Raw genomic sequence first — 12,375 nt, forward strand, 5'->3', positions numbered from 1 at the left:
TAAGCCTCTGAGCGGAGAAGAAACGCCCGAGGAATGGACGGACACATGGCAGACTACAAGCCTGGCAGCATGGACATCACCACGCAGGAAGAGACCTTTCACGGCTTTATCAAGTTCGTGATCCGCACGGTCTATGTGATCATCGCGATCCTGCTGTTCCTGGCAGTCTTCAACTCCTGATCCCGCGGGATCGCGGGAGGAGGATTTCTGCCAAGGCCGGGCGGCGGAGGAGCCGCCCGCCGAGTAAGAGAAAGTCGGCTTTCATGCTGCATCGCGCCACAGTTCTGGCCGCTCTCGCCGCGTTTTCGCTGGCGGGATGCACAACGCCGTCAAACCAGTATCCGAATGCCACCCCCGATGAGGTCGCCGCCGCGCGCTATGCCGCAGACGGCCCTCCGACGCTGACGCTATACACGATGATCAACAACACCTCGAACGCCGGTGCGCATTCGAGCCTGATGGTCAGCGCACCGTCTCAGCGGGTGGTCTTCGATCCGGCGGGCTCGGTGCGGGCGCGCAACGTGCCCGAGGTGGACGACGTGCTCTACGGCGTCACCCCCGAGGTCGCGGATTTCTACGCGCGCGCCCATGCGCGGGAATCCTTCCGGGTGCGGATCCAGAGCGTCGAGGTCTCGCCCGAGGTCGCCGAACAGGCGCTGCGTGCGGTCGAAGCCTATGGCCCGGTGGGCCAGTCCCGCTGCACCCAGGCGACCTCGACCGTGCTGAGCCAGCTTCCGGGATTTGAGGGCATCAGCCGGAGCTGGTTCCCGAACAGCCTTGCCGAGGAGTTCGCCCGGCTGCCAGGGGTCACCGAGCAGGTCCTGCGCGAAGAGGATTCCGACGACAAGACGCTGGCCGTCGCCGCCTTCGAGGAAAGCGCCGGGGGCTGAACCGGCTCAGCCGATCAGGTAGCCGCCCGCCAGCAGCGCCGCCGCGCCGCTGAGAATTGCAAGGATCACATTCTTGGTCAGCATGCCGATGCCCAGCGTCGCCGCGGCCGCGAGCAGCCGCGCCGGATCCGTCTGGCCGTCGGTTGCCGCGGGCCAGGCCACCAGCGGTGCGACCAGCGCGGGCATCATCGCCACGGCCGTGTAGCGCAGGTGCCGCGTTAGCCAATCGGGCAGGGGGCGATCGCCGACCAGCCCGAGGAAGAGAAAGCGCAGGCAGAAGCTGCCGAGCCCAAGGCCGATGATCACCAGCCAGAGATCACTACGGTCGATCATCGTGCCATCCTCCGTTCGGTCTCGGCCCCGGCGATCATGCCGAGCGCGGCGGCGCACAGCACGCCGAGATTGTAGGGCATCCAGGCCAGCAGCAGCGCACCAACCGTCGCGACCAGCGCCGCCACCACATGCGCGCCCGAGCGCAGCGCCGGGGCGATCATCGCCAGGAAGGCGATCGGCAGGGCGAAATCGAGACCGACGTCGGCGGGCACCGCCTCGCCGAGCCAGGCACCGAGCAGCGTGAAGCCGTACCAAGGCGGGCAGGTCGGGGTCATCGTCCCCATGAAGAAGGCGAACTTCTGCGCCAGTGTCTTCTCGGGGTGCCGCTCGAAATTCAGCGCCGAGGCGGCATAGGTCTGGTCGATCAGGAAATAGGCGCTCAGCGCGCGCTTCCAGAGCGGCAAGCCTCCGAGATGCGGGGTGATGGCGGCCGAGTACATCGCCATGCGCAGGTTCACGGCGAGGGCCGAGGCCAGCACGATCAGCGCGGGCACATGCTCCTGCAAGAGCTGAAGCGACACGAACTGTGCCGCGCCGGCGATCACCACGACCGAGAAGGTGAGCGTCTCGAAAATGTTCAGCCCCGCCTCGGTGGCGAGCACGCCGAACAGCGTGCCGAAGGGTGCGATCACCAGCAGGAAGGGCGACGCGGCGCGAACACCCTGCCAGTAATCAGAATTTCGGGATGGCAGGGGCATGCGGGACTCCGGTCGTTCGGCCCGGCAAGGCCTAGCCAAGGCGCAAGGGAGATGCAATCGGCGGTGTGAAAGCAAAGGGGCGCGGCGCGCGGTGATGCGCGGGGAAGGTGAGGGCAGTGCGCGCCGTCCGCCTCTGGCGGACTGCACGGGAGACCTGAGCCTAGAAGAAAGGCAGGAGGCGGACGGTTGACGGTCTCAGTCGAAGGCGCCGGCGACGCGGCCCAGCAGCATGAAGGCGCGGGCGGTGCGGGTGTTCGACAGCTCGGCGATCTCGCTGTCGGAGGCGGTTTCGGCGAAGCGCACGAAGGCGCGGTCGTAGAGGCGCAGGAAATGATGCGCTGCGTCGCGGAAGATCGCGTCCTGCTTCATGCGGCCAGAGCTCAGCGCCAGCGACGCGCGGTCGCGCACGCCGCCGAGCGCCGCCACGGCGCGCCCGCGGGTGCCCCTGGCGAACTCGCGCCAGACTTCGGGACGGGCCAGATCGGGGCGCAGGTCGTCCATGTAGATGCCGTCCTGCGACAGCAGCGTCAGCACGTCCTGCGAGGCTTGGATCAGCTGCGCCGCGGGGCGGTCTTTGAGCGCCCGGCGCAGGGCGGCGAAGCCCTCGAGATCCTCGGCGGTGTCAGGGAAATTCAGCGCGCGGATGAAATCGGCATGGGCGAGCGGTGGCTCCAGTGCCTCGGCCGGGGTGCCGAGCGAGAGAGCGGGCTGGTCCTCGGTGGCGGCGGCTTCGGTGAGGGCCGCGGGGGGCTGGGTCTGCTGGATGGCCGCCTGCGCGGCGCGGGTCGAGCCGAGCATCGCCAGCGTCGTCTCGATCTTGCGTTGCGCCGCGGCGATCTCGTCGAGCTTGCGGGCGAGCGTGCTGGCCGAGGGATCGTTGCGCCCGGTCTGCGCCTGCGTCAGGTAGGATTTGCGGATCGCCTCGATGGCGGTCTGAAGGCGGGTGCTCTCTTCGCGCATCACCCGCGAGGCCCGGGCGGTCATCGCCGCCACCCAGATCATCGCCACCGGCAGGAACACCACCATCACCGCGAGCACAAAGCCCAGCCCACCCGGAATCGCCGGGCCGAGCGCAAAGACGTAGCCGCCCGAGAGGACCAGCCAGAGCAGGCTGGCCACCTGCGCGGCGATCTCGATCCCGGCCAAGCGGCGCTTGCCGCCCTGGTCATACATGCCAAGCGGCGCGGAGCGGCTGTCGTTGCTGTCTGCCATGATGCGGCGCGACCCTTACCTGTGGTGGGTTACTTGTAAGCGATCGTGAGGATCTCGTAGCTCTTCTCGCCGCCGGGCGTGCGCACCTCGACGCTGTCGCCTTCTTCCTTGCCGATCAGGGCACGGGCGATGGGCGACTTGATGTTGAGCAGACCCTTTTCGATGTTGGCCTCGTGCTCGCCGACGATTTGCCAGGTCTTCTCCTCGTCGGTGTCCTCGTCCACGACGGTGACCGTGGCGCCGAACTTCACCGAGCCCGAGAGCTTGGTCGGATCGATCACCTCGGCGAGCGAGATGACGCCCTCGATCTCCTTGATCCGACCCTCGATGAAGCTCTGCTTTTCGCGCGCGGAGTGGTACTCGGCGTTCTCCGACAGATCGCCATGCTCGCGCGCCTCGGCGATCGCCTTGATGATGGCCGGACGCTCCACGGACTTGAGCGTTTTCAATTCGGTCTCGAGCGCGGTGAAGCCCGCGCGGGTCATGAGTATCTTTTCCATTGGGTCTTTCCGCAACTGTCCCGGGGCCTGTCCCCGGCCCCTTGTGTTTGCCGTCTAAAACCATGTGTGGTCGTTTCTGGCAAGAGTGGGGATTGAACCCGGCTTTGGCAAGGGCGCGCGTGGTTTGCGGGGTGCGCGGGGTTTCGCCGCGTCCGGCCTTGGCGCTGTCCGCTATTCTTTTGCCAAGGTCGCGAGAGGCGTCTTTTATGCCGCGTTTCGATTGACCTGTGCTGCGCTGCCGCGCTACGCCAATGCGCAAGATAATTACAGCAAACAGCCAGCGGAGGACCGGCATGGCCGAGATCGAGCGCGAGTCGATGGAATACGATGTGGTGATCGTGGGGGCAGGCCCGGCAGGGCTCTCGGCCGCGATCCGGCTGAAGCAGCTCGACGCGGATCTGAACGTGGTGGTGCTCGAGAAGGGCTCCGAAGTAGGCGCGCATATCCTGTCGGGCGCGGTGCTCGACCCCTGCGGTCTCGACGCGCTGATCCCCGACTGGAAGGAGAAGGGCGCGCCGATCAGCGTGCCCGTCAAGGAAGACAAGTTCTATCTGCTTGGGGAGGCCGGGAAGGTCTCGATCCCGCATTGGCCGATGCCGAAGTTCATGTCGAACGAGGGCAACTACATCGTTTCGATGGGCAACGTCTGCCGCTGGATGGCCGAGCAGGCCGAGGCGCTCGGCGTCGAGATCTTCCCCGGGATGGCCTGCTCGGAGTTGGTCTACGGCGACAAGGGCGAGATCCGCGGCGTGGTCGCGGGCGAGTTCGGCAAGGAGGCCGACGGCACCCCGGGCCCGGGCTACGAGCCGGGCATGGAACTCTTGGGCAAATACGTCTTCCTGTCCGAGGGCGTGCGCGGCTCGCTGTCGAAGGAAGTGATCGAAAAGTACAACCTGTCGGACGGCCACTGTCCGCAGAAGTTCGGCCTCGGGATGAAGGAAATCTGGGAGATCGATCCCGCAAAGCACAGCGAGGGCCGGGTCGAGCACACCATGGGCTGGCCGCTTGGCGGCAATGCTGGGGGCGGGGCCTTCATCTATCACCTCGAGAACAACCAGGTCTATGTCGGCTTCGTGGTGCACCTGAACTACAAGAACCCGCACCTCTATCCCTATATGGAGTTCCAGCGCTTCAAGCATCACCCGCATGTGGCCGAGCTGCTCGAGGGCGGCAAGCGCGTCGCCTATGGCGCGCGGGCGATCTCCGAGGGCGGCTTCCAGTCGATGCCGAAGATGGTGGCGCCGGGCGTGGCGCTGCTGGGCTGCTCGGTCGGCCTTGTGAACGTGCCGCGCATCAAGGGCAACCACAACGCCATGCTCTCGGGCAAGGCGGCGGCAGAGGCGGCCTTCGAGGCCATCAAGGCCGGCCGCGCCTCGGACGAGCTGACGGCTTACGAGACTGAAGTGCGCGAAGGGGCCATCGGCAAGGACCTGTGGAAAGTGCGCAACGTCAAGCCGCTCTGGTCGAAGACCGGGCTCTTCGGCTCGCTGGCGCTCGGAGGTCTCGACATGTGGACCAACAGCTTCGGCTTCTCGCTTTTCGGCACGGTGAAGCACGGCAAGAGCGACGCGGCCTCGACCGAGATGGCGGCGGGGCACCAGCCGATCGACTACCCGAAGCCCGACGGCAAGCTCAGCTTCGACCGGCTGACCAACGTCGCCTTCTCCTTCACGAACCACGAGGAGAGCCAGCCGGCGCATCTGAAGCTCAAGGACAATCGCGTGCCGGTGCTCGACAACCTGCCGAAATACGCAGGGCCCTCGCAGCGCTACTGCCCGGCGGGCGTCTATGAGTTCGTCGAGAAGGACGGCAAGACGGAGTTCGTGATCAACTTCCAGAACTGCGTGCACTGCAAGACCTGCGACATCAAGGATCCGAGTCAGAACATCACCTGGACGGTTCCACAGGGCGGAGACGGTCCAAATTACCCGAACATGTGACCTCGCGGTTGCGGTTGACGCAAGGAAATGCCCCGGCCAAGCGCCGGGGCAAATTTTTTGGGAATCCGGCTCTTGCGCCCGGTCGCGACTTTCCTGTAGAGCGGTCCGCGGAGAGGTGGCCGAGTGGTCGAAGGCGCACGCCTGGAAAGTGTGTAGGCGGGGAACCGTCTCGAGGGTTCGAATCCCTTCCTCTCCGCCATTTGCATAGTGCAAACCCGAAAACAGGTCCCTCGCGGGGCCTTTTTCTTTATGTGCAAAAGGGGTTTGCAGGGACCATCTGCCCTTCGGGAATGGCCCCGTCGCGCGAGATCGGTCTCCGAACGCCAAGCGTCTCTTTCCACCCGCCCTGCGCTCTCGGCAAGACGGGTAAAAAATCCCAATATATTTCAGTGAACTGACGTGACCTGCCCCCTTGCCGGTCCCTCATTCATCACAAGAGTCTGCAGGTTGGATTTGGGTATTCGGCTTCATCGTCTTGCGCACGCGCGCCGGGCGCGGAGCCCTCGAATTGCTCAAGCGTGCGGCGCGCTTGCTGCGGTATCTGGTTGGCCAGGGACGAATGCGGTGTGACGGTATTGGCGTCGTAGCACCAGAGAGACAGCCTGCGGTGCGCGTTGTTCAGACTGTCGAAAATCTTCTCGTTCAGAAGCGCGGCGCGCAAGCCGCCGTTGAATACCTCGGTGATGGCTGTCTGCAGTCTTTGCCAGCTACAATCTGCCGGTCAGGATCGGGTCGAGGCGATCGGCCTGCCGCTGTCACCGGCTGCTGGTCTAGCCGGGCAGCGGCAGGCCGATCGACCGTGCCGCGGGAAGGGTGACGGGCGCGCCGGGTGCTTCCGGCTCAGAGTTTAACCGGCTGCCCGGTACGGATGCTCTCGTCCGCCGCGAGGCAAATGCCCAGCGAGGCGACGGCGTCGCTCATGTGCCGTTCCAGGTCCACGTCGCCCACGATGGCGCGATAGAGGTAGTCCTGTTCGCGATCGCAGAGCGCCTGGTGATCCGGCTCGCCTTCCATGCTCAGCCATTCGTCCTCGTGCAGAAGCTCGCCGTTCTCATCGGTCTCGGCGTGGTGCACGCGGAGCCGCGACGTCTGGGTGTGCGCGTTGATGTCCGCCGAGCCGGTCTTTTCCTCCATGACGATAGAGACGGCGCCATTCGGCGACATGACATCCTTCACGAAATAGGCGGTCTCCGAGATCATCGGTCCCCAGCCCGCTTCGTACCAGCCGACGCTGCCATCGTCGAAGAGCACTTGGAACTGGCCATAGTTGTACATGCCCTCCTTCAGCCCCTTGGCGAAGGGAACGCCCATGCCGCGCACCTCGACCGGTGTGCCGTCGGTGATCTGGCACATGACATCCACGTAATGCACGCCGCAGTCGACGATCGGCGAGGTGGTCTTGAGGATCTCCTGGTGGATCTTCCAGGCGGCGCCGCTCGACTGCTGGTTGAGGTTCATGCGGAAGGCGTAGGGGCCGCCGAGATCGCGCGCCTCGGAGATCAGCCGCATCCACGAGGGGTGGTGACGCAGGATGTAGCCGACGACCAGCTTGCGACCGTGCGCCTTGGCGGCTGCGACCACCCGCTCCGCATCTGCGACATTGGCGGCGAGCGGCTTTTCCACGAAGACGTGCGCGCCCGCTTCCAGCGCCGCGACGGCGTAATCGGCGTGGGTGTCGGTATGGGTGGCGATCGAGACCACGTCGGGCTGCAGCTCGCTCAGCGCCACCGCGAAGTCATGGTGCAGCGGGTAGCCAGCAAGCGAGTCGGGCAGGTCGCGTGTCGAGCGGTTCACCAGACCGACGATCTCGAAGCCGGGGTGGGCGTGGTAGGCGAGGGCGTGGCTCTGGCCCATCTGGCCAAGGCCTACGACCATGACGGAGAGTTGCTTGCTGGCGGGGTCGGTCATCGGCGGCTGTCGTCTTTCTTGCTGTGCGTCAGGGCAGTGAGGCGAGGTCAGGCGTCGGCTTTGGCCACCGCGCGGCGCGTCTCGGCGATCTTCTGCGCGCCCATGCTGGCCAGCGCCACGATGAAGGGCGTCGGGTTTGTCGCGGTCACCGTGGGGATGATGCCATTGCCCGCCACGTAGAGGTTCTCGAAGCCCCAGACACGGCTGTAGCGGTCGCAGACGCTGGTGCCGTCGTCGCTCTCGCCCATGCGCATCGTGCCCTGGTAGTGCAGCGAGTTGCCGGTGGGGATGCGGACCGTCGCGAAGCCGTCGAGCAAGGTGCCGAGCGTGGTGGCGATCTTCTCGGCCATCGCCTTGCCCATCTCGATGCGTTCCTGGTCGACCTCGTTGACCGGCGCGTGAATCGAGAAGCTCGGCAGTCCCTTCCAGTCGAGATTGTCCTCGTCGAAGATGATCCGGTTCTCGGGCCGGGGGTCGGCGGCGACAAAGAGCCCCATGCCGACCAGCGTGCCCTCGATCTCTTCGGGGAATGGGAATTTTGCCGGATCGTTGCCGTGAATCGTGACCGAGAAGGGGAAATCTTCACTGTCGACGCGCGGGATCCAGGACATCGAGGTGAGCGGGCCCTCGATATCGGTGATGAAGAAGCGGTTGATCAGATAGTGGTCGTTGATGCCGCGCCCCAGCGCCTCGGGGTGAATGCCCGATCCGTAGAGCAGCTGCGGCCCGTGCAGCGAATCCGCCGCGACAACCACTGTGCCCGCCTCGACCTTCCAGCTCTCGCCGTTGGTCATGCTGACCAGCTCGACACCGGTGGCGACGCCATTTTCATGCAGCACCCGGCGGCAGGCGGTCTCGGGCAGGATGCGGAACATCTCCTCGGGCTCGGTCACCATCTCGCCGAGGATGTGGTCGGTGCCATGGGTTATGACGCCTTCTTCGGTGACCGTGTAGGCCAGCGGCATGGGCTGCACCTTGCGGTCCTCGGGACGACCGGGGTTGAAGACCTCGCCAAGCCGGCGGCGCATTTCCTCGGAGCCCTTGCACCCGGGGAACGGATGCTTGTTCGCGCCCAGCAACGCGTCGGCCAGCTGCAGCGCGGCCTCCATCTCGGCTGCGTCGATAAACGGCACGCGCTCGGACATCGAGGGATGCGGGCAGCCCGAGGTCCATTGCACCCCCATGCCGCCGACCGACGCGGCGGCAAAGCCGGCAAAGGCTCTCTCGTCCGGCGTGTCGGTATTGGCGAAGAAGAGGCCTGGGCGGCGCAGCAGCGAGGCATCATGCTTGCCGGCCTTGCGGGCCTCCCATTCGTCACGGGTGATCGGCGCATAGCTCACGCCGCGTTTCGGACCCTGCGCCAGAAGCTGCGCCTCGGTGCGGGCGGCATCGGGCAGGTTGTCGAGATGTCTGCCGATCTCGGGCGTCGCCTTGGGGCCGGCCTCGACCATGAGGATGCGCGCCTCGGGCCAGTCGCGGCGGATGATCCGCGCATAGGTGGACCCGGTCGGGCCACTGCCCACGATGACAACATCGGCGGCTAGGATCGTCATGGTCGGACCTCCAGGGGGACGTGGGGTGGACGAGGTTTTTCGTAAATTCTTTTCATTTTTGACCGCATGAACGCTCGGCGGCGCCGCAAAGTCAATAAGGTTGTGTAAAATATTTTCGGATGTTAGCGTCCCCGAAAAGCCGCCTGTCCAACCCAGCGTGGCGCCTCCGTTCCCAAGTGAAAATAAGGATTTGCCATGCAATTCGGCATCAGTTCCTACAGTTTCCAGCCGCTGCTGCGGCGCCAGGAGATCAGCCTTGAGGGGGTGTTCGAGCAAATCGCCGCCTCGGGGGGAACGCATATGGAACTGGCCACGATGACCGTCGGCCAGAGCCCCGAGACCATGATGGAATACGAGCTCTACGAGGACGCAGAAACCCGGCGGCGGCTCGAGGCGGCTGCCGAAAATTCAGGCGTTGCCCTGTCGGGTCTCTGCATCCCGGCGAGCTTCATTGATGAGGACGCGGCCACGCGCCGGGCGCAGATCGACAGGGCCAAGCGCTACGTCGATCTTTGCGCAGATATCGGCGTGGGATTTCTGCGCACCGATGTGGTCCCTTGGGCGCTGCGTCCCGAGAGCTATGTGCAGGTCGAAGCGCTTTTCCCGGTTATCGTCGAGGCTTGCCTAGAGGTGGCAGAGCATGCGACGAGCCGTGGCGTGGTGACCAGCATTGAGAACCACGGCTTTCTGATGAATTCGAGCGAGCGCTGCCGCCGGCTCGTGCAAGCGGTGGACAGCCCGAACTTCCGCATGACGCTGGACGTGGGCAACTTCCTCTGTGTCGATGAGGATCCGCTGATGGCGACGCGCAACTGCCTCGACATCGCGAGATTCGTGCACGTGAAGGACTTCCTCTTGCGCAAACGCTACCCGGGGCCGGGCTGGCTCGAGACGCTGGGCGGGCGGCACATCGTCGGCACGGTTTTTGGCTTTGGCGACCTGGAAACGCGGGAGATCGTCCGGGCCATCCTGAGCTCGGGCTATGACGGCTACGTTTCGCTGGAGTTCGAGGGAAACGAGCCGACGCTCATGGGCTGCGACACCGGGCTTGCCAACGTGATCCGCATCTTCGACGAGGTGACGGCCGAACTGGCCGCGTGACACTGATCCCATGAGAAGGGGGCGCGCCTGTGAGTCCGGCGCGCCCCTTTGTCTTGATCGCGCCCTCAGAGCCCGCGCAGCGCCTCGACCCGTTCCCGGATCTCTGCCAGCCGCGCGCGCCCGCCGCCCGGCACCTCGACCGAGGCCCAGCCGCTGTAACCGACCCCGCGCAGCGCCGCGTTCACCGCGACCCAATCGCAATCCCCCTCGCCAAGCTCGACGTCGAAACCCTTCCAAGGCCCCTCCGCATCCATCTTGGCGCGGCTGAATTCCTTGAGATCGACCCGGGTGATGCGCGCGCCCAGCACCTCGATCCAATCGGTCGGATAGCCGTTGCGCAGCAGGTTGCCGACGTCGAGGTACCAGCCCAGCAACGGGTGATCGAAGCGATCGAGGAAGGCCGCGGCCTCGAGCGGGCTGAGCAGGAAGTTGTTCCAGACGTTCTCGATGGCGATGCGCACGCCTGTGCGCTCGGCATGGGGCAGGAGCTGTTCGAGTCCCGCGACCGCGCGGTCCCAGGTGGTGGCATAGCTGACCTCAGGCCCGACGGCACCGGGCACAAGCAGCACGGTTTCCGCGCCGATGGTGCGCGCGGTCTCAAGGGCTGCGATCATTCCCTGCACACCCGCGGCGCGGGTCTCGGCGTCGGGCGACGAGAGCGGGTGGCTCCAATGGCGCGCGTTGATCACCCCGGGCAGGGCGACGCCGCTGGCGGCGCTGGCGCCGCGCAGTTCGTCCAGCGGCATGTCCGTCGGGGCGTCGATTTCGACCCCGTCGTAGCCCAGTTCTGCGAGCATGGCGAAGGTCTCGGCGATGCTCAGCCCAGGGGCTTCGATCATACTCCACTTGAGGCTGATGCGGGCAAAGGGGAGCGGGACGGTGGGCGTAGCGGTCATGGAAAGGCTGGGTCCTTGTATCGGGTGCCCGGACAAGCCGGCGCATGGCTTCCTGCGATGTTTGGAAATTTCTTTCATAAATTCGCACAAATCACGAGGAATCTATTGCCTAACTTCGATGTTCGCGCCAGAAAAAAGAAAATCAATTTCGTGGAGTGCCCGTCATGACCCTTCCCGGTATTCAGCGCCTGGACGCCGCCGACACCCAGGCCGGCGGCCAGGAGCGCCCCTTTTCCAAGGCCGTGCGCGCCGGGGACTTCGTCTTTGTCTCGGGGCAGGTGCCGACGCGCGACGGCGAGGTGGTGGTGGGCAATATCGCCGTTCAGACCGAAGTGGTGATCGAGAACCTCAAGGAGGTCTTGGCGCTGGCGGGCTGCGGGCTCGAGCACGTGGTGAAAGTCGGCGTCTGGCTTGATGACGCGCGGGACTTCTCGTCCTTCAACGCGGTCTTCAAGAAGCACTTCAGCATTCACCCGCCAGCCCGCTCGACGGTGGAATCGCCGCTGATGGTTGATGCCAAGGTCGAGATGGACGTGATCGCCTACAACCCTCTGAAGGCCTGAGCCGCGGTGAAGATCCTGATCCTTGGGGATGCCGCGGCGGCAGCGGTGCGCGCCGCCGAGATCATTGCCGCGCAGCTCACCGCCAAGCCCGCCTCGGTGCTGGGCCTCGCCACGGGCGGCACGATGGAGGCGGTTTACGAGAAGCTGATTGCGCTGCACCGCGCCGGACGCGCCTCCTTTGCCGGAGCGCAGAGCTTCAACCTCGACGAATACGTCGGGCTTTCGGGCGATCATCCCTGTTCCTACCGCCGCTACATGGCCGAGAAGCTCTTCGACCAGATCGACATCGAGCCAGACGCGGCGCATCTGCCCATGGGCGAGGCCGCGGATGCGGAGGCCGAGGCGGCGCGCTACGAGGCGGCTATCGTCGCGGCGGGCGACATCGACCTGCAGTTGCTGGGGCTGGGGCTGAACGGCCACATCGGCTTCAACGAGCCGACCTCGAGCCTCAGCTCGATCACCCGGCTGAAGACGCTGGAGCGTTCGACTCGCGAGGCCAACAGCCGTTACTTCCCCGAGGGCGAGGAACCGCCGCGACTGGCGATCACCATGGGCATCGGCACGATCATGCGGGCGCGCGAGGTGTTGCTGGTCGCGACCGGCGCGGCCAAGGCGCGGGCGGTGGCGCAGGTCGTCGAGGGGCCGGTCTCGGCGCGCTGGCCGGGAAGTGTCCTGCAGATGCACCGCCATGCGACGCTGGTCCTCGACCGGGCTGCGGCGAGCGAGCTGGAGCTCTTCGACTACTATCTGGATGTGCACCCCGAGTGAGGCGACTGCCGGT

General features: G+C 65.6%; 13 protein-coding genes, 1 tRNA gene and 1 pseudogene. 7 read left to right on the plus strand and 8 right to left on the minus strand.

Features of this window, described 5'->3' with window-relative positions; translation table 11 throughout:
* Positions 1 to 45 precede the first annotated feature (45 nt).
* Positions 46 to 180 carry an aa3-type cytochrome c oxidase subunit IV gene (locus G0D83_RS29930; RefSeq protein ID WP_095883387.1) on the plus strand — a complete coding sequence of 45 codons (135 nt, stop codon included), beginning with the start codon at positions 46 to 48 and terminating at the stop codon, positions 178 to 180.
* Positions 181 to 263: 83 nt separating this feature from the next.
* Positions 264 to 890, plus strand: a complete 627-nt coding sequence (locus tag G0D83_RS29935; protein ID WP_164198256.1) for a hypothetical protein — start codon at positions 264 to 266, stop codon at positions 888 to 890.
* Between the two features lie 6 nt (positions 891 to 896).
* On the opposite strand, the gene G0D83_RS29940 is transcribed toward G0D83_RS29935, so the two are convergent.
* The 4 genes from G0D83_RS29940 to greA form a co-directional block, all read right to left on the minus strand.
* Positions 897 to 1,223, minus strand: a complete 327-nt coding sequence (locus tag G0D83_RS29940) for an AzlD domain-containing protein (protein WP_164198258.1) — start codon at positions 1,221 to 1,223, stop codon at positions 897 to 899.
* Positions 1,220 to 1,921: an AzlC family ABC transporter permease gene (locus G0D83_RS29945; RefSeq protein ID WP_164198260.1), complete on the minus strand. Its 702-nt coding sequence runs from the start codon at positions 1,919 to 1,921 to the stop codon at positions 1,220 to 1,222. Before G0D83_RS29945 ends, G0D83_RS29940 begins: the two co-directional genes overlap by 4 nt.
* Before the next feature lie 195 nt (positions 1,922 to 2,116).
* Positions 2,117 to 3,133: a hypothetical protein gene (locus G0D83_RS29950; RefSeq protein ID WP_164198262.1), complete on the minus strand. Its 1,017-nt coding sequence runs from the start codon at positions 3,131 to 3,133 to the stop codon at positions 2,117 to 2,119.
* Between the two features lie 29 nt (positions 3,134 to 3,162).
* The gene (gene greA / locus G0D83_RS29955; protein WP_095882974.1) at positions 3,163 to 3,633 is read right to left on the minus strand and encodes a transcription elongation factor GreA; all 471 of its coding nucleotides are present in this window, start codon (positions 3,631 to 3,633) and stop codon (positions 3,163 to 3,165) included.
* 293 nt (positions 3,634 to 3,926) lie between these two features.
* Here greA and G0D83_RS29960 point away from each other — a divergent pair, with 293 nt between their 5' ends.
* Positions 3,927 to 5,573, plus strand: coding sequence for an electron transfer flavoprotein-ubiquinone oxidoreductase (locus G0D83_RS29960; RefSeq protein ID WP_164198264.1), 1,647 nt, complete (start codon positions 3,927 to 3,929; stop codon positions 5,571 to 5,573).
* A 109-nt stretch (positions 5,574 to 5,682) separates the two neighbouring features.
* Positions 5,683 to 5,772, plus strand: a tRNA-Ser gene (locus G0D83_RS29965).
* Positions 5,773 to 6,003: 231 nt separating this feature from the next.
* Here the strand turns inward: G0D83_RS29965 and G0D83_RS29970 are convergent.
* The 3 genes and pseudogenes from G0D83_RS29970 to G0D83_RS29980 form a co-directional block, all read right to left on the minus strand.
* Positions 6,004 to 6,267: pseudogene (locus tag G0D83_RS29970) on the minus strand (integrase core domain-containing protein); the annotation flags it as partial.
* Between the two features lie 146 nt (positions 6,268 to 6,413).
* The gene (locus G0D83_RS29975) at positions 6,414 to 7,481 is read right to left on the minus strand and encodes a Gfo/Idh/MocA family protein (protein ID WP_164198266.1); all 1,068 of its coding nucleotides are present in this window, start codon (positions 7,479 to 7,481) and stop codon (positions 6,414 to 6,416) included.
* A 47-nt stretch (positions 7,482 to 7,528) separates the two neighbouring features.
* Positions 7,529 to 9,034, minus strand: coding sequence for a GMC oxidoreductase (locus G0D83_RS29980; RefSeq protein ID WP_164198268.1), 1,506 nt, complete (start codon positions 9,032 to 9,034; stop codon positions 7,529 to 7,531).
* A 195-nt stretch (positions 9,035 to 9,229) separates the two neighbouring features.
* On the opposite strand from G0D83_RS29980, the gene G0D83_RS29985 reads away from it, so the two are divergent.
* Positions 9,230 to 10,135, plus strand: a complete 906-nt coding sequence (locus G0D83_RS29985; protein WP_164198270.1) for a sugar phosphate isomerase/epimerase — start codon at positions 9,230 to 9,232, stop codon at positions 10,133 to 10,135.
* Between the two features lie 65 nt (positions 10,136 to 10,200).
* Here the strand turns inward: G0D83_RS29985 and G0D83_RS29990 are convergent, their stop codons facing one another.
* Entirely contained in the window at positions 10,201 to 11,031 is an 831-nt protein-coding gene (locus tag G0D83_RS29990; RefSeq protein WP_203595187.1) for a sugar phosphate isomerase/epimerase, read from the minus strand.
* 164 nt (positions 11,032 to 11,195) lie between these two features.
* On the opposite strand from G0D83_RS29990, the gene G0D83_RS29995 reads away from it, so the two are divergent.
* Positions 11,196 to 11,594, plus strand: coding sequence for a RidA family protein (locus G0D83_RS29995; protein ID WP_164198271.1), 399 nt, complete (start codon positions 11,196 to 11,198; stop codon positions 11,592 to 11,594).
* 6 nt (positions 11,595 to 11,600) lie between these two features.
* On the plus strand, positions 11,601 to 12,362 hold the full coding sequence (gene nagB / locus G0D83_RS30000; RefSeq protein ID WP_164198273.1) for a glucosamine-6-phosphate deaminase: 762 nt from the start codon (positions 11,601 to 11,603) through the stop codon (positions 12,360 to 12,362).
* The last annotated feature ends 13 nt before the right edge of the window (positions 12,363 to 12,375 follow it).

Origin of the sequence: Salipiger sp. PrR003 (genome assembly GCF_010500785.1) — a bacterium.
In the GTDB taxonomy this organism is placed as follows: domain Bacteria; phylum Pseudomonadota; class Alphaproteobacteria; order Rhodobacterales; family Rhodobacteraceae; genus Salipiger; species Salipiger pacificus_A.

Excerpts from the sequence above, each read along its gene's own strand:
- G0D83_RS29930 (WP_095883387.1), top strand. The coding sequence starts at position 46 with ATGGCAGACTACAAGCCTGGCAGCATGGACATCACCACGCAGGAAGAG.
- G0D83_RS29935 (WP_164198256.1), top strand. The coding sequence starts at position 264 with ATGCTGCATCGCGCCACAGTTCTGGCCGCTCTCGCCGCGTTTTCGCTG.
- G0D83_RS29940 (WP_164198258.1), bottom strand. The coding sequence starts at position 1,223 with ATGATCGACCGTAGTGATCTCTGGCTGGTGATCATCGGCCTTGGGCTC.
- G0D83_RS29945 (WP_164198260.1), bottom strand. The coding sequence starts at position 1,921 with ATGCCCCTGCCATCCCGAAATTCTGATTACTGGCAGGGTGTTCGCGCC.
- G0D83_RS29950 (WP_164198262.1), bottom strand. The coding sequence starts at position 3,133 with ATGGCAGACAGCAACGACAGCCGCTCCGCGCCGCTTGGCATGTATGAC.
- greA (WP_095882974.1), bottom strand. The coding sequence starts at position 3,633 with ATGGAAAAGATACTCATGACCCGCGCGGGCTTCACCGCGCTCGAGACC.
- G0D83_RS29960 (WP_164198264.1), top strand. The coding sequence starts at position 3,927 with ATGGCCGAGATCGAGCGCGAGTCGATGGAATACGATGTGGTGATCGTG.
- G0D83_RS29975 (WP_164198266.1), bottom strand. The coding sequence starts at position 7,481 with ATGACCGACCCCGCCAGCAAGCAACTCTCCGTCATGGTCGTAGGCCTT.
- G0D83_RS29980 (WP_164198268.1), bottom strand. The coding sequence starts at position 9,034 with ATGACGATCCTAGCCGCCGATGTTGTCATCGTGGGCAGTGGCCCGACC.
- G0D83_RS29985 (WP_164198270.1), top strand. The coding sequence starts at position 9,230 with ATGCAATTCGGCATCAGTTCCTACAGTTTCCAGCCGCTGCTGCGGCGC.
- G0D83_RS29990 (WP_203595187.1), bottom strand. The coding sequence starts at position 11,031 with ATGACCGCTACGCCCACCGTCCCGCTCCCCTTTGCCCGCATCAGCCTC.
- G0D83_RS29995 (WP_164198271.1), top strand. The coding sequence starts at position 11,196 with ATGACCCTTCCCGGTATTCAGCGCCTGGACGCCGCCGACACCCAGGCC.